16 protein-coding genes, 5 tRNA genes and 1 pseudogene are annotated in these 21,497 nt (G+C 59.4%); 12 read left to right on the forward strand and 10 right to left on the reverse strand.

All coding sequences use genetic code 11. The annotated features are described in order from the left end of the window. Positions 1–101: 101 nt before the first annotated feature. On the reverse strand, positions 102–860 hold the full coding sequence (locus NXC14_RS10035) for a DsbA family protein (RefSeq protein WP_085778018.1): 759 nt from the start codon (positions 858–860) through the stop codon (positions 102–104). 203 nt (positions 861–1,063) lie between these two features. Between NXC14_RS10035 and NXC14_RS10040 the strand changes: the two genes are divergently transcribed. After that, on the forward strand, positions 1,064–2,221 hold the full coding sequence (locus NXC14_RS10040; RefSeq protein ID WP_085778019.1) for an aminotransferase class I/II-fold pyridoxal phosphate-dependent enzyme: 1,158 nt from the start codon (positions 1,064–1,066) through the stop codon (positions 2,219–2,221). A gap of 42 nt (positions 2,222–2,263) precedes the next feature. Here the strand turns inward: NXC14_RS10040 and NXC14_RS10045 are convergent, their stop codons facing one another. Both NXC14_RS10045 and phaC read right to left on the reverse strand, forming a co-directional pair. Beyond that, on the reverse strand, positions 2,264–3,601 hold the full coding sequence (locus NXC14_RS10045) for a DUF2778 domain-containing protein (RefSeq protein ID WP_085778020.1): 1,338 nt from the start codon (positions 3,599–3,601) through the stop codon (positions 2,264–2,266). A gap of 208 nt (positions 3,602–3,809) precedes the next feature. Beyond that, entirely contained in the window at positions 3,810–5,678 is a 1,869-nt protein-coding gene (phaC, locus tag NXC14_RS10050) for a class I poly(R)-hydroxyalkanoic acid synthase (protein WP_245362152.1), read from the reverse strand. A gap of 146 nt (positions 5,679–5,824) precedes the next feature. Between phaC and NXC14_RS10055 the strand changes: the two genes are divergently transcribed. The 5 genes from NXC14_RS10055 to recJ all read left to right on the forward strand — a co-directional run bounded on the left by NXC14_RS10055 (position 5,825) and on the right by recJ (position 11,409). After that, a complete protein-coding gene (locus NXC14_RS10055; protein WP_085778022.1) occupies positions 5,825–6,238 on the forward strand; it encodes a hypothetical protein in 414 nt (137 codons plus the stop codon). A 222-nt stretch (positions 6,239–6,460) separates the two neighbouring features. Then, positions 6,461–7,678: an LL-diaminopimelate aminotransferase gene (locus NXC14_RS10060; RefSeq protein ID WP_085780056.1), complete on the forward strand. Its 1,218-nt coding sequence runs from the start codon at positions 6,461–6,463 to the stop codon at positions 7,676–7,678. A 62-nt stretch (positions 7,679–7,740) separates the two neighbouring features. Further along, positions 7,741–9,066: a homoserine dehydrogenase gene (locus NXC14_RS10065; RefSeq protein ID WP_085778023.1), complete on the forward strand. Its 1,326-nt coding sequence runs from the start codon at positions 7,741–7,743 to the stop codon at positions 9,064–9,066. Between the two features lie 214 nt (positions 9,067–9,280). Then, positions 9,281–9,526, forward strand: a complete 246-nt coding sequence (locus NXC14_RS10070) for a hypothetical protein (RefSeq protein WP_085778024.1) — start codon at positions 9,281–9,283, stop codon at positions 9,524–9,526. Between the two features lie 80 nt (positions 9,527–9,606). After that, on the forward strand, positions 9,607–11,409 hold the full coding sequence (recJ, locus tag NXC14_RS10075) for a single-stranded-DNA-specific exonuclease RecJ (protein ID WP_085780057.1): 1,803 nt from the start codon (positions 9,607–9,609) through the stop codon (positions 11,407–11,409). 47 nt (positions 11,410–11,456) lie between these two features. On the opposite strand, the gene NXC14_RS10080 is transcribed toward recJ, so the two are convergent. The 5 genes from NXC14_RS10080 to gloA all read right to left on the reverse strand — a co-directional run bounded on the left by NXC14_RS10080 (position 11,457) and on the right by gloA (position 13,801). Further along, positions 11,457–11,531 (reverse strand) — tRNA-Glu (locus tag NXC14_RS10080). Positions 11,532–11,704: 173 nt separating this feature from the next. After that, positions 11,705–11,779, reverse strand: a tRNA-Glu gene (locus NXC14_RS10085). Between the two features lie 75 nt (positions 11,780–11,854). Continuing rightward, positions 11,855–11,929, reverse strand: a tRNA-Glu gene (locus NXC14_RS10090). 198 nt (positions 11,930–12,127) lie between these two features. Further along, positions 12,128–13,195 carry a D-Ala-D-Ala carboxypeptidase family metallohydrolase gene (locus NXC14_RS10095; protein WP_085778025.1) on the reverse strand — a complete coding sequence of 356 codons (1,068 nt, stop codon included), beginning with the start codon at positions 13,193–13,195 and terminating at the stop codon, positions 12,128–12,130. A gap of 165 nt (positions 13,196–13,360) precedes the next feature. Continuing rightward, entirely contained in the window at positions 13,361–13,801 is a 441-nt protein-coding gene (gene gloA, locus NXC14_RS10100; RefSeq protein ID WP_085778026.1) for a lactoylglutathione lyase, read from the reverse strand. Positions 13,802–13,995: 194 nt separating this feature from the next. On the opposite strand from gloA, the gene NXC14_RS10105 reads away from it, so the two are divergent. Both NXC14_RS10105 and NXC14_RS10110 read left to right on the forward strand, forming a co-directional pair. Beyond that, positions 13,996–14,574 carry a cold-shock protein gene (locus NXC14_RS10105; protein WP_064802232.1) on the forward strand — a complete coding sequence of 193 codons (579 nt, stop codon included), beginning with the start codon at positions 13,996–13,998 and terminating at the stop codon, positions 14,572–14,574. A gap of 1 nt (position 14,575) precedes the next feature. Then, a complete protein-coding gene (locus tag NXC14_RS10110; protein WP_085778027.1) occupies positions 14,576–15,061 on the forward strand; it encodes a DUF192 domain-containing protein in 486 nt (161 codons plus the stop codon). Positions 15,062–15,124: 63 nt separating this feature from the next. Here the strand turns inward: NXC14_RS10110 and NXC14_RS10115 are convergent. Next, positions 15,125–15,201 (reverse strand) — tRNA-Pro (locus NXC14_RS10115). 662 nt (positions 15,202–15,863) lie between these two features. Between NXC14_RS10115 and NXC14_RS10120 the strand changes: the two genes are divergently transcribed. The 3 genes and pseudogenes from NXC14_RS10120 to NXC14_RS10130 all read left to right on the forward strand — a co-directional run bounded on the left by NXC14_RS10120 (position 15,864) and on the right by NXC14_RS10130 (position 17,440). Further along, positions 15,864–16,169 (forward strand): ETC complex I subunit, encoded by a 306-nt coding sequence (locus tag NXC14_RS10120; RefSeq protein ID WP_085778028.1) that lies wholly within the window; start codon positions 15,864–15,866, stop codon positions 16,167–16,169. 56 nt (positions 16,170–16,225) lie between these two features. After that, a tRNA-Arg gene (locus NXC14_RS10125) sits at positions 16,226–16,302 on the forward strand. A gap of 440 nt (positions 16,303–16,742) precedes the next feature. Continuing rightward, positions 16,743–17,440 (forward strand): annotated as a pseudogene (locus tag NXC14_RS10130) (IS5 family transposase). A gap of 267 nt (positions 17,441–17,707) precedes the next feature. Here NXC14_RS10130 and NXC14_RS10135 read toward each other — a convergent pair. After that, entirely contained in the window at positions 17,708–19,810 is a 2,103-nt protein-coding gene (locus NXC14_RS10135) for a choice-of-anchor Q domain-containing protein (RefSeq protein ID WP_085778029.1), read from the reverse strand. Positions 19,811–21,012: 1,202 nt separating this feature from the next. On the opposite strand from NXC14_RS10135, the gene NXC14_RS10140 reads away from it, so the two are divergent. Next, positions 21,013–21,384, forward strand: a complete 372-nt coding sequence (locus tag NXC14_RS10140) for a hypothetical protein (protein WP_245362143.1) — start codon at positions 21,013–21,015, stop codon at positions 21,382–21,384. Positions 21,385–21,497: the final 113 nt, after the last annotated feature.

Genomic DNA, 21,497 nt, shown 5'->3' on the forward strand with positions numbered 1-21,497 from the left:
CCTTACGGGTTGGCCGGCAGGAATCGCGCCACATTTGTCCACATGGCTGAAACGCTTCGATTTTGGCGATTTGATGAGCGGCCGGTCGGCTGTCCGCTTCCTCAGCAGGCGGTCTTGCCGCAGCTGCGCATGTTCTTGACCTTGGCTTCGAGATCGTCAAGCCCGACTGCGCCCGGGACCAGCTCGTTGCCGATTACGTAAGAGGGCGTGCCGCTGATGCCGAGGCTGGAGGCAAGCTGATAGGTCGCCTGAACGATCCCGTCATTCGGGCTCTTAGCCATCTCGGCGCGAATCTTGTCCTCGCTGACGCCGAGAGAGCCTGCGACGGCAATCGCACTGTCTTCCGAGGCGCGGCCTTCGCTGCTGAGAAGGGCGACATGAAAGTCGCCATATTTCGCAGGCGCCAGCCTGCGGAAGGCGTCGGCCACTTTGTGGGCGGCAACCGAATCCGGCCCGAGGATCGGGAATTCCTTGAGCACGAAGCGAACGTTCGCGTCCTTCTTCAACATCGCCTGCATGTCGGGAAGCGCGTGACGGCAGTAGGTGCAATTATAATCGAAGAATTCGACGACCGTCACATCGCCCTTGGGATTGCCGAGCGCGACGTCATCCTTCGAATTGAAGATATTCGCGGTGTTCTCCTCAATCGCCATATTGGCTTTCACCAGCCGCGCGGCTTCCTGCTTCTTCTGCAGCGCCTCCTGGACATCAAGCATGATCTCCGGGTTCTCGATCAGATATTGCTTGATGAATTCGCCGAACTCCTTCTTCTGCTGATCGTCGAGCGCTGCCGCCGGAAAGGGAAGAGCGATCGATGCGGCAAGCGCCAGTGCGGTGAAGCTTTTCGGGAAGAAGGCCATGATATCCTCGTCATCGGCGATGTGGTCTTGGTCGAGAAACCGTCGCCGGGTTATGGACTTGAACGCGTCGCGTCAAGTTACGGTCCGTCGAGTTCTGCTCAAACAGGAATTTTCATCCCTGCGCTGCCCTCGCGGGATTGTGATGAGCCGATTAATGCGGCAATTGTCAGGCCAACAGCCAAGAAGCCGAGCGAGAAGCGATCTTGTTTAACATATCGAAACGCAGCGAAGTCGAGCCTTTTCATGCCATGGACGTGTTGGCGGAGGCGACGAAGCGGCGGGCAGCCGGCCATCCCGTTATCTCGATGGCGGTCGGCCAACCTTCGCATCCCGCGCCTCGAGCTGCCCTCGAAGCGGCAAGCGCCGCTCTCGTCGAAGGCCGGATCGGTTATACGGATGCGCTGGGGACGGCGCGGCTGAAATCCGCACTTGCTTGGCACTACAGGGACCGTCACGGCCTGCAGATCGATCCCAAGCGCATCGCCATAACCACAGGCTCCTCGGCAGGGTTCAATCTCGCCTTTCTGTCGCTTTTCGATGCCGGCGATGCCGTGGCGATCGCGAGACCGGGTTATCCCGCTTATCGCAACATTCTCGGCGCGCTGGGGCTGAAGGTTCTCGAAGTGCCGGTGACGGCCGAGACCCACTTTACCCTGACACCCGAGAGCCTCGAGGCGGCACAGCAGCAAAGCGGCGTCAGGCTCAAAGGCGTACTGCTTGCAAGCCCCGCAAATCCGACCGGCACCGTGACCGGCCGTGACGGGTTGAAGGCGCTTGCGGACTACTGCGCGGCCCAATCCATCGCCTTCATCTCCGATGAGATCTATCATGGGCTGATTTTCGCCGGCGAGGAGGCGAGCGCGCTCGAGCTGACCGACGAGGCGATCGTCATCAACTCCTTCTCCAAATATTACTGCATGACCGGCTGGCGAATCGGTTGGATGGTGCTGCCGGAGCGCCTGGTGCGGCCGATCGAGCGCGTGGCGCAGAGCCTCTATATCTCGCCGCCCGAGCTCTCCCAGATCGCAGCGGTGGCCGCACTTGGCGCAAGCGAAGAGCTTGATCATGTCAAGGCGAGCTATGCCGCAAACCGAGCGCTGCTGCTCGACCGCCTGCCCAGGATCGGCCTTGCGCCCGCTTCGCCGATGGACGGTGCCTTCTACGCCTATATCGATGTCTCGCGCTTCACCAATGACAGCATGGGTTTTGCCAAACGCATGCTTGCAGAAATCAACGTCGCGGGGACGCCGGGGCTGGATTTCGATCCGCTGGAGGGACATCGAACCTTGCGTCTCTCCTATGCGGGTTCGCAAGGAGAGATCGCTCAGGCGGTGGAGCGGATAGCAGTCTGGCTGAAGTAGGGCTGCGGGGGGGCAAGCGGCTGCTTGCCCACGTGCTCTAAATCAGCTGCGCGACGAAAACAGCGAAGCGAGCGTCGAAGCCGGCTTGTTGTTCAGCCGCGGAACCACCACGAGCTGCTTGATCTCGCCCCGTTTGTAGGCGGCCAGGAAGCGCTTGTAGTCCTTGAAGGAAACGCAGCCATTGGAATCGCCGTTCTTGCCGAGCATATAGGTGTGGGCAAGCAGGCCGACGCGGTCATAGATGGCATCCGAGCCTTCCACCGGTGTCAAGCGCAGCGCTTCGACTCCGTGAAACAGAGCCTCGCGCATCGTGAGGACATAGGTATGCGGCGGCGTCGGTCCGCGCATCTTCTTGTCGACGTAGCGCGGGTTGTCGCGCATCTTGCCGAGACCTGAATGAGCCTCCAGCCGTTCGCCATTCGGCAAGTAGACGGTGCTGTTTTCGATATCATAGATCGCGACACCTGCCCGCAGTTTCGGTGAAAAGACCGGCTTGTCGTAGCGCGGCACGGCATCGTCCTCATCGTCCTCTATCGGCGAGTTTGGCTGGGCATAGGCAAGGGCAGGCCCGGCAGAACGCTGCGCACCCTTGGCCGTCGGTGCCGGTTTGCCGATGAGTCCGTCCGGACGCGCCATCGGTAACGGCACGGAACCTGTATCGGGTGACAGGACGAGATCGAAGGGTTGATCCTCTGCCGCTGCGACCTGCACCGGAGCGGAATCTGTTGCAGGAACCGAGGCGGTCCTGACGGGAGAGGCGACTGGCTCGATCGGGGCGGGTGCGATCTGCCGGGGGTCAGCATCGGCAAGCGCGAGCATCGCCTGGAGTTGGGCCGCTGCGACGGCCTCCTTCGACGGAACGATGATGCGGTTGCCGTCGTCTTCTTCAATCTCTGCCGAGGCGAGTTCGACCGGCGGCGGCGCGATCGCATCATCCTTGCGGAACTTGGCGCTGTCGGAAATCGCGGCGACGACCGGTTGCTCGGCAGTCACGGTCAGCGGATTGTTCTTCGCCAGAGCCGCCAATGCCGTTGCGGCGGCGGCGGTCTTTTCGGCGTGAGACTGGATGAGGCTTGCCGTCAGCGGCATCTTCGGCTTCGCGTTGAAGGCAGTCAGCCGGTCACCCTTGCCGACATGGATCAACCTTTCAAGGCGAGTTGACGATGCCACCTTCGGGGTGGCGCCGATCTGTGCCAGGCTACCTGCTGGAGAGAAGGGCGCGGCGACCGAATGCATCGTTGCCAAGGTCGCGATCAGCCATGTTGAGGTTAAAAGCCCGGCGCCGACGACACCGTAAAGAAAACCGCGAGATCTGTGCGAACGCAAAGCAGATCCGCCAAGAGGGGCGACGTTATCCAACGTCCCTACCGCAAACGCCATACTACACTCGTCTTTCAAACTCGCTACGCAGGCCGGCGGCACTGACTGACTAAAACTTCGCCGGGGCCGGTAAGGGTGCAAAGGGGCCGAATTTAGGCCGCTTGCGACTTCCGACTGTTTTGAGAGGATGACGAATTATGGTTTCTAATTTGTTTACGCGATATCGCTGTTTCTTGGGATGTCTCAAAAAGAGATGCCTGCGGCCGTCTCAGGTGCGTTCCATCACGTAACTTCCCGGTGCTTCTTCGATCGCGTTCAGCGCATCGCCGCCGGGTTTGCGCGCCGCAACGCGTCTGCCGTCCTGCGACTCGATCCAGGCCTGCCAATGCGGCCACCACGACCCCGGCGTCTCGGTGGCCCGCTCGAGCCAGGTCTCATACTCGCCCTTGGCCGGGCCGCCCGTCCAGAACTGGTATTTCTTCTTGTCGGGCGGGTTGACGACGCCGGCGATATGTCCCGAGCCGGTGACGACGAATTCCACCTTGCCGCCGAAGAACTGGCTGCCGAGGAAGACCGATTTTGCAGGCGCGATGTGGTCCTCGCGCGTGGCGAGATTATAGATCGGGATCTTCACATCTTTCAGCGATACGCGCTTGCCGTCGAGGATCATCTCGTTCTGCGTCAACGCATTGCGGAGATAGCAGTTTCGCAGGTAGAAAGCGTGGTTTGCCGCCGCCATGCGCGTCGAATCGGCGTTCCAGAACAAGAGATCGAAGGGCAGGGGCTCCTGACCCTTGAGATAGCTGTTGACGAAATAAGGCCAGATCAGCTCGGAGGCGCGCAGCATGTTGAAGGCCATCGACATCTTCGTGCCGTCGAGATAGCCGGCCGCCTTCATATGCTCTTCGAGCGCGGCAAGCTGCTCCTCGTCGACGAAGACTTTGAGGTCGCCGGCATGGGTGAAGTCGACCTGAGTGGTGAAGAGAGTCGCGGTCTTTATGCGCCGGTTCTTCTCCTTAGCGTGCAGCGCCAGTGTCGCGGCCAGCAGCGTGCCGCCGACGCAGTAGCCGACGGCATTGACGTCCTTCTCGCCGGTCGCCTTCTCGATCGTCTCGAGCGCGAAATCGATGCCTTCCCGGGCATAGGCGCCCCAGTCCTTCTCGGCGTGACGCGCATCCGGGTTGACCCAGGATATGACGAAGACGGTCTGGCCCTGGTCTACGCACCATTTGATGAAGGATTTCTGAGGGTTGAGGTCGAGAATATAGAACTTGTTGATCCAGGGCGGGCAGATCAGCAGTGGCCGCTTCAGCACGGTTTCGGTCGAGGCTTCGTACTGGATGATCTGGCAGATATCGTTCTGGGCGATGACTTTGCCCGGTGTCAGCGCCATGTCACGGCCGACAGCGAATTTCGTCATGTCGGTCTGTCGAAGGCGAAGCTCGCCATTTCCGGCAGCGATGTCCTCGGCGAGCATCTTCATGCCGCGCACCAGGTTTTCGCCGTTGGTTGCGATGGTCTCGCGGTAAAGCTGCGGGTTGGTAGCGATGAAGTTGCTCGGCGAAAGTGCCGCCGTGATCTGCTTCACGTAAAATTCGGCCTTGTGCTTGGTGTGTTCGTCGAGGCCGTCGGTCTCCGACACCAGCTTGTCCACCCAATCGCTCGTGACGAGATAGACCTGGCGGAGGAAATCGAAGAACGGATTTTTCTGCCAATCCTCGTCGGAAAAGCGCTTGTCCTTGCGGGTGTCGGGCTCGGGCGGCAGGGGCTCGCCCTGCATCCCACGCGTGCCCTGCAAGCGCTGCATCGAGCGCATCCAGATGCCGAAGAACGAGGACATCAGCTGGGTCTGCGCCTCGAAGGTGCGGCGGGGATCGGAAATCCAATATTCGCTGACCTTCGAAAGCGTCTTGACCATGTCGGTTATCGGATCGATGGAGCTTTCGGTGATCTCGCCGCGTTCGCGCGGCGCAAGCCAAGCCGAGGCGGCCTGGCCGAGATTTTCGAGCGCCCGGGCGAAATTCATCGCCATGGTCTCGGGATCCTTCAGCAGATAGGGTTCGAGATCGGTTGCGTCGAAACCGGTCTTGTCGCCATTCTTCTGGCCGCCACTCTCCTGCTTGCTGTCGGTCACCATTTCCTCCGGCGGCAGCACTCTTTTTATCCGTTTGTTGTACATCGTGACCGAACGAGAAAACAAGTTCCACCCGCATCGGCTCGTGCTATTGCTTTGTGGCTGCGACAAATTTAACAGTCGAGGCAATCAGAACTGGATTTTGAGGCATGATCGAGAACCGCATCCGGCGCATCGCAACCTTCAACCGCACCGCATTGATCTGCGCCGCGGCGGCGATGACCCTTGCCGGATGCAATCTGACGGCGGAGGAAAAAGCCGCAGCTGCCGCCAAGCGAGCGGCGCCGACCGCCGTCGTCATGCCGGCAACCAAGGGCGAGGCTGTCGAAGGCGGTCTGACAAAATCACCGGACGGCTATCCGAATTTCGGTGCGCCGCTAACGGCGGCCAACGTCCAGATGAGCGATGAGCAGGCGGCCGAACTGCAGCATCAGTTGACCGCGCTTGCCGGCCGGCGCAAGGCCGGCACGATCTCGGAAGCCGAATATCAGGCCAAGGTCGCCGAAATGCGCCGCCTCGCCGCCGAGCATGGTCCGCAGACGCTCTCCGAAATATCCAAATAAGCCTTGCCTTTCAGGCAATTTGGACGCAAAGCCTTCCGGATGGATCGGAAGATGCGATTTTCCCGATAATGCGTGGTTGTGCGGCCTTTCCGTCAAAGATTTGCCGCTTGGCTTGGGTCTGATGAATACGGCGCTGCGATTGTGAAGTTCGTGTCGCAGCCGCCGGGAGACGGAACGAACTTCGACCGCGGCCCGAAATGCCGCCTTTCCACGGGGAATGAAATGGAAGAGTTTCACAAAGTCCGGCGTTTGCCGCCTTATGTTTTCGAACAGGTCAACCGTTTGAAAGCAAGCGCGCGAGCGGGCGGCGCCGATATCATCGATCTCGGCATGGGAAACCCTGACCTTCCCACTCCCCAGGCGATCGTCGACAAGCTCTGCGAGGTCGTGCAGGATCCGCGCACCCACCGTTATTCCTCCTCCAAGGGCATACCGGGCCTGCGCCGCGCCCAGGCCGCCTATTATGCCCGCCGTTTCGGCGTCAAGCTCAACCCGGATACGCAGGTGGTCGCCACCCTCGGCTCCAAGGAAGGCTTCGCCAATATGGCGCAGGCGATCACCGCGCCCGGCGACGTGATCCTCTGCCCGAATCCAACCTATCCGATTCACGCCTTCGGCTTCCTGATGGCCGGCGGCGTGATCCGCTCGATGTCGGTGGAGCCGGACGAGACCTTCTTCCCGCCGCTTGAGCGCGCGCTTCGGCACTCAATCCCGAAGCCGCTGGCGCTGATCCTCAACTATCCCTCGAACCCGACGGCGTTCGTCGCGACGCTCGATTTCTACAAGGACGTCGTAGCCTTCGCCAAGAAGCATGACATCATCGTGCTCTCCGACCTTGCCTATTCGGAGATCTATTTCGACGGCGCTCCGCCGCCTTCGGTCCTCGAAGTGCCGGGCGCAATGGATGTGACGGTCGAGTTCACCTCGATGTCGAAGACCTTCTCCATGCCCGGCTGGCGCATGGGCTTTGCCGTCGGCAATGAGCGGCTGATCGCTGCGCTCACCCGCGTCAAGTCCTACCTCGACTACGGCGCCTTCACGCCGATCCAGGTGGCGGCGACGCATGCGCTGAATGGCGACGGCTCCGATATTGCCGAAGTGCGCAATGTCTACAAACGCCGCCGCGACGTCATGGTCGAAAGCTTCGGCAAGGCGGGCTTTGAAGTGCCGCCGCCGGCAGCCACCATGTTCGCCTGGGCGAAAATTCCGGAAAAGTTCCGTCATCTCGGTTCGCTGGAGTTTTCCAAGCTGCTGGTCGAGAAGGCCGACGTCGCCGTTGCTCCCGGCATCGGATTCGGCGAGATGGGCGACGACTATGTCCGTCTGGCGCTTGTCGAGAATGAACACCGCATCCGTCAGGCTGCGCGCAATATCAAAAAGTTCATGTCGACGGCAGACGAGACGATGCATAACGTCATCTCGCTGAACGCCCACCGTTAATTCCAACTCTTGGGCAGCCGCATTCGGCGGCTGCCGCCACACAGACATTTCGGGATCGATCCATGGCAGATGCCCTCAAAATCGGCATTGCGGGCTTAGGCACCGTTGGCGCCTCGCTTGTCCGCATCATTCAGCAAAAAAGCAACGAGCTTGCCGTCACCTGCGGACGTCCGATTACGATCACCGCGGTTTCCGCCCGCGGCAAAACGCGGGACCGGGGCGTCGATCTTTCTGCCGTCACCTGGTTCGATCGGCCTGAGGATCTGGCCGAAAAGGGTGATATCGACGTCTTCGTCGAACTGATGGGCGGTGCCGAGGGGGCTGCCAACGTCTCGGTGCGAGCCGCGCTGCAGCGCGGTCTCCATGTGGTGACAGCCAACAAGGCGCTGCTCGCCTATCACGGCGTCGAGTTTGCGACGATCGCGGAAGAGAAGGGCTCGCTGTTGAATTTCGAGGCGGCGGTCGCCGGCGGCATCCCCGTCATCAAGGCGCTACGCGAATCGCTGACGGGTAACGCCGTGTCGCGCATCTACGGCATCATGAACGGCACCTGCAACTACATCCTGACCAAGATGGAGAAGGAGGGGCTTTCCTTCGCCGAATGCCTCAAGGAAGCGCAGCGGCTAGGTTATGCCGAAGCCGATCCTGCCTTCGATATCGAGGGCAACGATACCGCCCACAAGCTCGCCATCCTGACGACGCTTGCCTTCGGCAATCGCATCGCAGCCGACGATATCTATCTCGAAGGCATCACCAATATCTCGATCGAGGACATCCACGCCGCGGCCGAACTCGGTTACCGCATCAAGCTGCTCGGCGTTGCCCAGCGCACCGAGACCGGCATCGAACAGCGTGTACACCCGACCATGGTCCCGATCGATTCTGTCATCGCCCAAGTCGACGGCGTTACCAATGCGGTGGCAATTGAGTCCGACGTCCTCGGCGAACTGCTGATGGTCGGCCCCGGCGCCGGCGGCAACGCGACAGCGTCGTCCGTGCTCGGCGATATCGCCGATATCGCCAAGAGCCAGCCGGGCGCTCAGCGCGTGCCTGTGCTCGGCCATCCCGCAAAAGCGCTGGAGCCTTACCGCAAGGCGCAGATGCAGAGCCACGAGGGCGGATATTTTATTCGCCTGACTGTGCTCGACCGCACCGGCGTCTTTGCAAGCGTCGCCACCCGCATGGCGGAAAACCACATCTCGCTCGAATCGATCGTTCAGCGCTCCACGCAGCACCTAGCGCCATCGCATCACCAGACGATCATTCTCGTCACCCATGCGACGATGGAGGAGTCCGTGCGCAGGGCGGTCGCTTCGATAAAGTCGGAAGGCTATCTCTTCGGCGAGCCGCAGGTAATCCGTATCGAACGGCCGAAAGAAGAAGCCTAGCGCGTCGGCCCGAAAATCGGATTCGATTTTCGGAATGCACGATGCGCAGCTTCAGAGTTTTAAAGCGTTTTCCGAAGTATGAGCCGCCCTGTCTCTGGCAGGGCGGATTTTTTGTTAATCCTTCAGTCTCCCTTGCCGAAGTCTATATTACCAAATGCCGAAATACTGATATAAATAAAACCACAGATGGTGAGTCGTCGGCGTGGAGCATTTCATGAGCAAGGACAGCCACGCCGGAAAAGAGCATGGCAGTCCGAGCAAGGTGTCGCCAGCCCGCCCTGCGATGTTTGCGGACATCCTCAAGCCGCTGCACAGTGACATTCGTGAAGTGAGCCATGACGAGGCTTTTGACGACGAACATACGGAAGGCCGCAACTGGGCCATTCTGCTGACGCTGTTTTCGGTCTTGTTGGTGCAGATCGGCGGCATCGCCGTGATCGTCTGGCTGATCTTCTGGTAAAAATCCGTGTCTGGAAATCCGTCACTATGTTATCTCCGCTGCTCCTGTAGAAAGAACAGATGAAGTCAGCGGAGTTTGGCATGGCAGATCTCGTCGATCCGGTACAGCGCGCGTTTCTCGGCGTGGAGAAATCCGCACTCGACAATCGCTGGGTTGCAAGACTCGACCAGGCCGGCCAGAACCGGGCGCTCGCCATGGCGCAGGTTCACGGGCTGCCGGATCTGATCGCCCGCGTTCTCGCAGGACGCGGCGTCCCCGTTGACGAAGCGGTCGAATTCCTCGACCCGACGATCCGCAGCCTGATGCCCGATCCCCACACGCTGACCGATTGCGAGAAGGCGGCAACCCGTCTCTTGCTTGCAATCGAGCGCGGCGAGAGCGTGGCGATTTTCGGCGACTACGACGTCGATGGCGCGGCTTCCTCGGCGCTGATGTTCCGCTTTCTAAGCCATTTCGGCGTCAAGGCGAACATCTACATTCCCGACCGCATCTTTGAAGGTTATGGCCCCAATCCGGCGGCGATCAACCAGCTGATCGACAATGGCGCCAGGCTGGTCGTCACCGTCGATTGCGGCTCCACCAGTCACGACGCGCTTGCGGCCGCTGCCGCGCGCAACATCGATGTCGTCGTCATCGATCACCACCAAGTGACACATGAGCTGCCGCCCTGCCATGCGCTCGTCAATCCGAACCGTGAAGACGATCTGTCGGGGCAGGGGCATCTTTGCGCAGCCGGCGTCGTCTTCATGGTGCTGGTCGCGACATTGCGGCTGTTGCGCGCGGCCGGCAACAAACGCATCCTGGCGCTCGACCTGCTGCAATGGCTTGACATCGTGGCGCTTGCGACGGTCTGCGATGTCGTGCCGCTGAAGGGGCTCAACCGCGCCTATGTAGTGAAGGGGCTGGTTGCTGCCCGGCACCAGAGCAATGCCGGGCTTGCCGCGCTCTTCCGCAAGGCGGGGCTCGCGGGCCCCGTGACCCCCTATCATTTCGGCTTTCTGATCGGCCCGCGCATCAATGCCGGTGGACGGATCGGCGATGCCGCGCTCGGAAGCCGCCTGCTGACGCTCGATGATGCCGGTGAGGCGGAAATGATCGCACAGCGCCTCGACGAGCTCAACCGTGAACGTCAGGCGATGGAGGCGATGATGCTGCAGGAGGCGGAAGCCGAGGCGCTGGCCGAATATGGCGACGGCGAGGGCGCCTCCGTCATCGTCACCGCCCATGAGAAGTGGCATCCGGGCATTGTTGGGTTGATCGCCGCGCGGCTGAAGGAGAAATTCAAGCGGCCCGCCTTCGCGATCGCTTTCGATCCCTCCGGCCGCGGCACCGGCTCAGGCCGCTCCATCAATGGTTTCGACATGGGCAGGATGGTGCGGGCTGCGGTCGAGGAGGGCATCCTCATCAAGGGTGGCGGCCATGCCATGGCGGCGGGGCTGACGGTCGAGCGCGCCGATCTCGGCAGGTTGAGGACCTTCTTTACTGAGAAGGCCGCAAGGACGGTGGCGAGCCTCGTCGCCAACGAGACATTGAAGATCGATGGCGCAATCGGCGCAAGCGGCGCCACGCTTGAACTCATTGACCGCCTGGAAGCCGCCGGTCCCTATGGCTCCGGCCACGCTCAGCCGCTCTTTGCCGTACCGGCGCATCGGGTGCGAGACGCGCGCCTCGTCGGCGAGAAACATGTGAAGGTGACGCTGGAGGCGATGGACGGGTCGCGACTCGATGGAATCGCCTTTCGCGCCGCCGATACCGGCCTCGGCAATCTTCTCATCAATTCACGCGGCGCGAGCCTCCATGTCGCAGGCTCGCTCGGCGCCGAACATTATCAAGGCGCACGCCGCGTCCAACTGCGCGTCTGCGACGCAGCGCCAGCGAAATAGAACGGTCACGAAAAAGAGTCTCGGATGAGAAAATTAAAGGAAGAAAGTGGCACGCCCTAGGGGAGTCGAACCCCTCTTCCCAGAATGAAAATCTGGTGTCCTAACCGATAGACGAAGGGCGCTTCCTTCGTGGTGGCGCCCTTATAGTCAGCACCTTTGAAAGCCGCAAGCGCCAAGGCGCGAAAAAATCACAGTTTTCGCCGATTTTTTTGAGCTGTGGAAAACCACGGCGCTACGGGCGGTGGATGGCTGGAATATCAAACCGATCGGTGGTTGGCGGCAATCATAATTTCGATGGTACGCCCTAGGGGAGTCGAACCCCTCTTTACAGAATGAGAATCTGTCGTCCTAACCGATAGACGAAGGGCGCAGGCCAGCCTCGATAAAATAGGCGTGCGCGCGAGCTTCTGCAAGCGGATGTGATGGCTTCTGTATGGAGAGAAAGTGGCACGCCCTAGGGGAGTCGAACCCCTCTTCCCAGAATGAAAATCTGGTGTCCTAACCGATAGACGAAGGGCGCTTCCTTCGTGGTGGCGCCCTTATAGTCAGCACCTTCGAAAGCCGCAAGCGGCAAATTCGATTTTTTTCAAAAAAATGACAGATATTCCAGTGGCAGTACTATTTAAAATTACCGCTGGCGAATCAAAGGCTTGTACAGCCTTCCAGAAGCAGGTGAAATTCAGCTGACGTGGGGTGAGGGAACTTCGCGTCGACGATGTCAGATCGCTCTTGCGGTGGTAAAGGGCGCCCGTTTGCCGCTGCAGCCCCAGTTCCAGTCCCGGGTCTTGCCGGTGTCGAGGTGGACCGAGTCGGTGTGGCAATAGGTGCCGACCCCGCCGCGATCCGGCAAGGATCTTATATACGCGGCGATATCCCACTTGGAGACGCCGTCGATCTGAATGTCCGCGGCCTCACAGCTCTTGTGCATCGATTCGTCAGCCCCACCGACCAGGCGGTTATGTTCTTCGTCGCGATAGCCTGACGTGATGATGACAGGCCGGCCGAAATGGTTTTCGACCGTCTTGATCACTTTCAGCAGGTCCGGTTTGAAGCAGCCGACCTCGACATTGTCGTTCTGGACGTGCAGCCCGTTCGGCGCAACACGCGTCATGCCGGGCAGGGCGGCTTTGTGCAGAAGGCCGGAAAGACTGCCGAGCAGGTTCTGCTTCGGTGCGCTGTAAAGCGCGTTTGTCGTCGAGGCGGGCATACCGCCCATCGCCAGCGAGGCTGTTTGTACCGGCGCAGGCTGCGTGCCGGAATTTTCGGACGATTGCTGCGGCAGCACCGGGGCGGCCGGTTGTGAGGGCATGATCGGCTGGCTGTAGACGCTGCTTTTTGTAGGGGCCACTCCTTCCGTGGGCGCATAGGCCTGCGGCTGAATGACGGTGGACGTGCTGTTGTTCTGTGGCGGCGGCTGGTGATCCGAAAAGATGCTCATCGCCTGCGCATTGATCCGTGTCGACTGCATGACGAGCCCGCCTATATTGGCAGGCGCCACCATTGCCGGATCGGCCGGCGGGACGGCGGCATTCGCATCGCCTGCCACGACCTGTGGCGCGGCCTCGACGCCGGAGACATTGACGAGGCGGGGGTCGGTATAGACTGAGCGCGGGGCAGATTTCACGGGCGCCGTTGCGCCAAGCTGTGGCGCTGCGGCCGCCGTCGCCGGAACAGCTGCGGCCGAATCGAGCGTCTTCTTGTTCGATACGCAGCCGGAAAGCGCCAGCATCGAGGTGGCGATCAGCAATGCGCCCGTAATGGGCATCCGCATCTCAAGGTCACGCAAGCAATCGGTCTCCGGTTGATGCGAAAACGGCGAGATATCGCCATCTTCCGCTTCGAGTCACCGGGAGATTGCCTGCGGGGCCGGATCGCGGCAAGCGTCAAGGCGCCGGCCGGACCCGAAATCGCAAAAGCCGCAAGCTTCGCAAAAGCCTTGCGGCCAAAACCATTACCAGGCGCCGGTATTGCCCATGGAAGCCCAGGGTTCGGCGGCCGGAAGCGGGCTTCCCTTCTGCAGGATTTCTATCGAAATGCCGTCGGGCGAGCGCACGAAGGCCATGTTGCCGTCGCGCGGCGGCCGGTTGATGGTAATCCCGTTATCCATCAGCTTTTGGCAGATCGCGTAAATATCATCCACCTCATAGGCGAGGTGGCCGAAATTGCGTCCTCCGCTATAATCCTCCGTATCCCAGTTGTAAGTGAGCTCGAGGCAGGGGGCCTTTTCGCTGCGCGCACGGTCGAGATCGTCGCGAGCGGCCAGGAAAACCAGGGTAAAGCGGCCCTTCTCGTTTTCGTGGCGGCGAATCTCCTCCAGTCCGAACAGCGTGGTATAGAAGGCAAGCGAAGCGTCCAGATCTTTGACGCGAACCATCGTATGAAGATAACGCATTCTATCTACTCCTTTATAGGGGCTGGCCTTTTTGGCGAGCCGAGGTCAGCTTCGGGCAAGTCATCTTTATAAAATGTGCAGCTGGGAATAACCGAAAACTAGGACTTGCGCTTATCCGTTACCAAGATGTTAATCTTGATTTCAAGAATCAGTTAACCGTAACAGTGTGACGCGTATTCGAGGGGCTGGCGATAATGGCTGATAGGATTTCATCGAACGCATACACCGATGTCGACGAGCTGTCGTCGGAAGCGGTCGATCTTGTTGAAATCACCGGTGTCGTCAAGTGGTTCGACGTCGCCAAGGGCTTCGGCTTCATCGTGCCTGATAACGGCATGCAGGATGTTCTCCTGCACGTGACTTGCCTGCGTCGCGACGGCTACCAGACGATCCTCGAGGGGACGCGCATCGTCGCTCTCGTCCAGCGCCGCGAGCGCGGCTACCAGGCTTTCAAGATCCTCTCGATGGATCAGTCGACCGCCATTCATCCTTCGCAGCTGCCGCCGGTGCGCACCCACGTGCAGGTTACCGCCACGAGCGGGCTCGAGCGGGCGCTTGTCAAGTGGTTCAACCGTACCAAGGGCTTCGGCTTCCTGACGCGCGGTGAGGGCACCGAAGACATTTTTGTGCACATGGAGACGCTGCGCCGCTTCGGGCTGACGGAGCTGCGCCCCGGCCAGGTGGTCCTCGTCCGCTTCGGCGATGGCGAAAAGGGCCTGATGGCCGCAGAGATCCATCCCGACGTTCCGAGCCCGGCAAGCCGGTCGCACTGACATGCGCGGCATCGTCCTGTTTCATGCGATCAGAAGCGCCGTCATGGCGCTTTTTTTCTTGGTCGCCCTGCCGGCTTTGGCTGAGGAGGAGATGCGGTTCGAAAGGGAGCCGCTGCTCATCCAGACAGCCGCCGGCAAGATGCTGCATTTTACCGTCGAGGTCGCCGCCACCGGTGATCAGCGCGCCCGCGGCCTGATGTTTCGCAAGTCGATGGCTGATGACGCCGGCATGATTTTCGATTTCGGGCAAACACGGCGCGTTGCCATGTGGATGGAGAACACCATCCTGCCGCTCGACATGCTCTTTGCCGACGACACCGGCACGATCCGCCACATCAAGGAAAACGCAAAACCCTATTCACGCGAGATCATCGATTCGATGAGCCCGGTGAAATACGTCGTCGAACTCAATGCCGGCATCGTCGGCAAATTCGGAATCAAGCCGGGCGACAGAATCGTGAGCGCCACGACGACGAAGGCGAAGTGACGGCGCACCAGCTCGCGAGGTGCGATGTGGCCGACAAGAAATCCAAGAAATCAGAATATTGAATGGTCGGAGTGGAGAGATTCGAACTCCCGACCCTCTGGTCCCAAACCAGATGCGCTACCAGACTGCGCTACACTCCGTGCCGTGATTGGCAGCGGGAATACACGGTTCACTTCGTCGTCGCAACCCATAAATCCAGCTGTGGCCGGAGATTTCTCACCAGGCCTGTGGACGCAAGAGGAAAATCCCGGTCGGCCTTCCTGTGAGGCGCAATTGGGCGTCAGGGCGATCAGCCTTAGCCGCGGGCGATCAGGCCGATATATTGGGCATAGCTGATAGCGACATAGAAGAAAGCGGTGATGCCAGCTCCTATCATAATGGCATTGAACTCTGTCGAACGTCTCATCATGCGTGCATCCACTGAAGCCGATTGAGCCGCAAACTAGTGCCCGCGGTCGGCTGCGGCAATCACCTTGTGATCACAACATGAGACAATTGGTAATATTGCGCAATCGCTTGGAATTCCTGCGGATTTAGGTGGAATGGCAGCGACATGAGGGATGAATGTGCTGAGGCGCCCGAGTTAACGATAAGCCTTGCTTCCCAACACATTGGCGCATAGTCGGGGTGGCTGTGGCAGCGGCGTCGCGATCCGCTTTTTTCTTGAAAAAACGGGGATTCGCGGATAAGCAAAATTCAACTCTTCGCGTTATCGCAAACGACGAAGCAAGGGCCCGGCAACGGGATTGAGACCATGAAAGGCGGGGCGCTCTGTCCCTGCATATTCGGAGATGCCGCAGTCATGTCTGCCAAGATCTATCGTCCTGCTAAGACCGCCATGCAGTCCGGCAAGGCCAAGACCCATCTCTGGGTGCTTGAATTCGATCAGGAGTCGCCGCGCAAGATCGATCCGATCATGGGCTACACCTCCTCGGGTGACATGCGCCAGCAGGTAAAACTCACCTTCGAAACGCAGGCGCTTGCCGAATCCTATGCCCAGCGCAACGGCATCGAATACCGCGTCATCGCGCCGAAGGATCCGGCCCGCCAGGTTGTGGCCTATCCGGATAATTTCCGCTATACCCGCACGCAGCCCTGGACGCATTGAGATTTCTCGTCCACATATGGCGCATTCGGTCGCGCCCTTTAACGTGACCGCCGGACGGCCCCTTAGCTCAGCTGGATAGAGCACCTGCCTTCTAAGCAGGTTGTCGCAGGTTCGATTCCTGCAGGGGTCGCCACCTGCTTTGGTTAAGGAGTTAGGTGTTCTCGTTCAGTTTCTCAAAAGATATTGCGAGCGGTCTGTTGCCGGCCTTCCGCGGACAGTGGTTGCAGCCGAGTCGCTTGCCGGGCGAGCGTTTTACTCAGTATACGCGCGCTCCCGGCTGCGCATTAGCTCAAGATCAACTGATTGATTGCACCGGCTCAGGTGTTCCATCGGAAAAAAGCCCCGCCGAAGCGGGGCAAGTCTTGACAAACACGGATCGCACAGGAGGAACACCCGTGCTTTCCTGCTGCTAAAACTGAAAAGGGATCTGCCAGGTTCCAGTACGGTGTTGGACAGAGGTGTCCCGCTGGTCGCAGTAGTTCTTACGCTGTTCCGCCCTAGGTCGGATAGACATTCAGGATGCCCAAATCAGTTGATCGCTGATTCATAGGACACCATGTTGAACACGGAGGTCTGCATGGCGCTTTTAAGCGGTATGAAGTGGAGCGATAGGCAGTGGGCGAAGATTGCCTCCTTGTTACCCGGCAAGGCTGGTAATCCGGGCCGGACTGGCTTGGACAACCGTTTCCTTTGTCAATGGCTGCCTGTGGTTGCTGCGTTCCGGCGGCCAATGGCGCGATCTGCCGGAGCGTTACGGCAAGTGGAAGACGGTGCATAGGAGCAGGTGTTCGAGACGCTGACGGGATCGCGACAACCGGTATCTGATGATCGACAGCACGATCGTTCGTGCCCATCAGCAGGCGGCCTCCGGAAAAGGGGGGCCAAGGATCAGGCGCTGGTGCGTTCCCGAGGTGGACTGACCACCAAGATCCATATGCCGACCGATGCGCTTGGCAGAACGTTACGTTTCATTGTAACTGCCGGTCAGGTCGGCGACATCACGCAAGCGCGGGATCTTCTCAAGGGCCAGAGCGGCGATGCCGTTCTGGCGGACAAGGCCTATGACAGCAATGACTTGCGAGAAACGAGGCCGACATGGGAGCCGAGGCGGTCATCCCATCTAACCGCTCGCGCAAGATCATCAACCCGCATGATGAAATAGCCTACATCACGGAACCGCATCGAGCGCTGCTTCAATCGAATGAAACACTTCCGTCGCTTCGCCACGCGATACAACCGCAGAGCCATTCACTTCGAAGGCTTCGGTCTAGCTCGTCGCCGCGATGATATGGCTTCGATGAATGTCGATTTGACCTAAAGCCGAGACTTCAATGCCGCTGTGGATCAAGATTAGGCGGGTTGAAAACCGCAGCGCGCGGATGGGATCGCCGCTCGAGCTACGCCCTCCCAGCTTACTCATCCACGCGCTGAAGGAGCCGAAGCTTGCGCGCCGCGTGGCGGGTTTTACTCCGCCGTCGACATTTCGCGATTGTTAGCACCATTGTTGCGGCGATCGGATGACCGCCGCAACGGTATGATTACAGGAGAAAATCGCCTGCACCCAGCTGGACGTGGCCCTGCAGCTGAATCTCGAAGTCATGAACACCGTCGCCGTTCAAATCGGCCTGGATAACGGTATGGTCGTCCTCGTAGTGCCACGCCAGCGCGCCAGCCTTCTTGTCGAACAAGGCATTCTCCTGCGCCTGGAAATGGAAGGCTGCATCGCCCTGCGCAGAGCCGTTCGCATCTATCGCCGAGAGGTCGATCTTATCCACGCCGTGCTGGAAGTCGCTGATGACGTCGCGATCCGAGCCGGACCCAGTTTCCGTCGCAGTTTTGAAGACAAATGTATCCGAGCTGGTGCCACCGGTCATGATGTCCTTTCCGGCACCGCCAATGATGACGTCCGCGCCGGCGCCGCCGTCAAGCTTGTCCGCGCCGGCCCCGCCATTGAGAACGTTGCCGCCGTTATTGCCGCCGGTCAGCACGTCGTCGTAGCTGGAGCCGGTCACGTTTTCGATGCTGACGAGCTTGTCACCGGTGGCGTGCCCGCCCGATGCGGTCCAAGTTGCCAAGCTGACATGGACCCCCGCGTCGGAACCCGCATAGCTGGCCGTGTCGTTGCCATTGCCGCCATCGAGCACGTCCGCGCCGGCGCCGCCCTTCAACACGTCATTGCCGGCGAGACCCTTGAAGGTTTCGTTGCCGCCGTTGGACTGACCGGTGTGTGGCATGATGTCGTTGCCATTGGTGCCGGTATATTCCTTCGTGGTGGTCGGCGAAGTCGGTTGCGTCGGCGAAGTCGGTGAGGTTGGCGACGTCGGCGCGGTCGGCGCGGTCGGCGCGGTCGGCGCGGTCGGCGACGTCGGCGCGGTCGGCGCTGTCGGCGCGGTCGGCGCTGTTGGCGAAGTTGGTGCTGTTGGCGAAGTCGGCGTGGTTGGCGTTCCCGATGTCGGGCTGGAGCCGGATTCATAGGCACCCATGTCGACAGTTCCAACGACGCGATGGTCGCCGTCCAGATCGACGGAGCTGACGCCGTACTTGCTGGTCCCGTGGTCGATCGCCGTCGAGCTGGAGCTGAGGTGGAAGTTGTCGCTCGATGCCCCTAAGAATTTAGGGTCAACGCCGAGCTGGTTGCCGTTCGCCGTGCTCGGCATCGCGTTGCCGCCGTCCGTCTTGACCGAGGCCTGGCCGGCCGTGCCGTTATAGGTGATGTTGTTGGCCCAGACGACATTGTTGTTGGTGCCGCCGCTTGACGTATTATCGATCGCAGTGTTGTTCTGGTTCACCGACGGGTCGGCTACGCCAATGTTATTGACCCAGGTGTTGTTGCTCGATGCCGAGTTGCTGAGCTCGCCCCGCCAAGTGCCGGAGTTCAGCGGGTCCTGATTGTTGTGGTATGCGGTGTTGTTCGACACAGTGACGGAGTCGCTCCAGGTAACCTGAATGCCTTTGCCGCCGTTCCCGTAGACGAGGTTGTTGTCGACCAGGGTCTTGAAAGTGTAGTTCGGATTACCGCTCGCCTGGGTGCTCTGGAAATCGTCGATGATGATGCCGTTGCCGTCGGTGTGCTCACCAGACTTTGTGACGTTGTCGTGCGAGATGTTGTTGCGCACGATGTTCCGGTATCCGTCCGTCGAGGTATCACCGGTGATGTTCCGGTTCTGGTAGATGGAGATGCCCGAGAACCAGCCTGTCGAAGCGTTATTGTAAGTCTCGTTGCCTTCGATGTGGACGAAGTCCGACTGGTTGAACTGGATGCCCGACTCCCCGCTGCCGTGGACCTTGTTGTTGAGGATCTGGACGTGGTGGACGTTGTTCGCTTCGATGCCGTCGCCTTTGGCGCCGCCGATGTCAAAGCCGTCGATTACCACGTGGTTGGCGTTGACACTGATCGCGTTCCACGAGCCCGCGGGCGGCCGGATCAGCGCCCCGCCGGGCACTTCCGAGCGGAGCGTGATGTCGCCTGCCGCCGAGCCGTCCTTATCGATGTTGATGCTCTCGTTGTATGTCCCCGGTTTCACCACGACCTCGTCGCCAGGCTTAAGGTCCGAAGCCATCGCCTCACTGATCGTGCGAAAAGGGGAGGTGGCACTGCCGTTACCGCCGCTGCTGCTCGAAGCTACGTAGTATGTTGTCATGGTTTTGTTCCTCAACTTCAGCGTTGTCTAATATTTTGTGGTTAATCATCTGTTGCGGCGGGGGTTATAGGACGACGTTTTGAAGGGCGCAACAGCTTAGAAACAGTAAGTACTTGAGAAACATAGCCATATTGCTGCCACAATATCCAGATCACTCCCAAGTTACATTTTGAAATATTTGCGGAAATCCGATTCGCCCAAATTGGGACAAACTATATATCTCGCACACCGCGAATTATTCTTTCTACAACCATGGCGACACCCACCCATTGAAAAGATTAGGAAAACCTGATGGACGTGACTGGAATCCTGCCGCCAAGGCGGGATCAACATTTTTTGTGAATTTTTCAATTTTTGGCAGCTTCGCCTTCACGATTGGGGCTAATTGAGATGGCCGTGTCAAGGCCAACACCCTCTCCGTGGTGCTCGATTCGATCATGAGTCGCTTTCAAGACTGATTAGATAATGGGCACACCGCTCCTCCGCCGACACATGCTGGCAGGTGAAATTCGCCTTCGAAGCGCAGGCTCTGGCGGAAGCCTATACTCAGCGCCACGGCATCGAATGCGTGCGATCGCGCCGAAAGACACTCCTCAGCTAGTGGCATATCCTGAACAATCCTGAACTCGAACCCTGCCGATTTAGAGAGCGTGGGCAGGGCGATTCATCCATACTTTGGGGTCTAATCGCCAGATTATAAGGGAAATTTGTTCGGACCCCTCATCTGGCATGGAGGCGGCTGATCCAATTTGGGCGCGGTTCCTTCGGCGGCACATCGAGCGCCATGGCGAATGTTCAGACGCTCTCGGCCTCGCGGTTGTTCTATAGGGAGAGAAATATTGCTCTTCTTCGTGGGCTGGTCTTTCCGATACCGGAGCCATGACGATTTCGGTTGGCTGACATGTGGTCACGCAGGCGGCAAGCAATTCCATGGAGATCATCTTTGATACATCGCGGACGCGAATAATATTATTCAAGACTGTCCAGTAATCGTCGCAACAGGTCTATTTCATGTAGTGTGACGCAGCCAAGACGAAGACATAAATTCTGGGGATGTCGCCGAAAAGTTGAAATGTAGCAGAATTATATATGTTTCAACCTGCGCCAAACTCTTCCTAGCCACAATAGGCGGGATGCTGCCGCCGAAAACGGCGTGTACCCTCCCTGTCAATTCTTGGGGGGCGAGTATGAGAACGATTTGTTTGAGCATCGGCGCCGCTGCATTTGCAATGAATGCCTACGCCGTTGATCTTCCTGCGGGGGCCAAAAAGGCTACAATGGACGAGTTCAAAGCTTTTGCAGACGGCAAGCCTGTGAAAGTAGAAATTCTCGATCTGGAAAAGCCTGTGTCCGCCGAACTCGTTGGGAGTTGGAAAAAGGACACCATTACCGGTAAAGCCGATGTCGGCGGCAAAACGATCGACGTGAAAACGAAACTCACTTTCAAGGGCGATAAGGCCTGTTCTGCCGGCAAAGGCGAAAAGCCAAGCTGCCACTTTATCTATATCGACGGCGACAAATTCTACGAAGTTCGAGATGACTTGAACGTGCACGCAGTTTCGACGGTCGATTGAGGTTCGCAGTCTATCCCGCAGCTCCCGACCTCCGCACTTATGGAGCTCGATCGATCCCGCTGCTCCCGTTGCCCTGAAAGCCGCGCTGCAGCTTTCATCATCCCTGTGGTAAT

Origin of the sequence: Rhizobium sp. NXC14 (assembly GCF_002117485.1) — a bacterium.
In the GTDB taxonomy this organism is placed as follows: Bacteria; Pseudomonadota; Alphaproteobacteria; order Rhizobiales; family Rhizobiaceae; genus Rhizobium.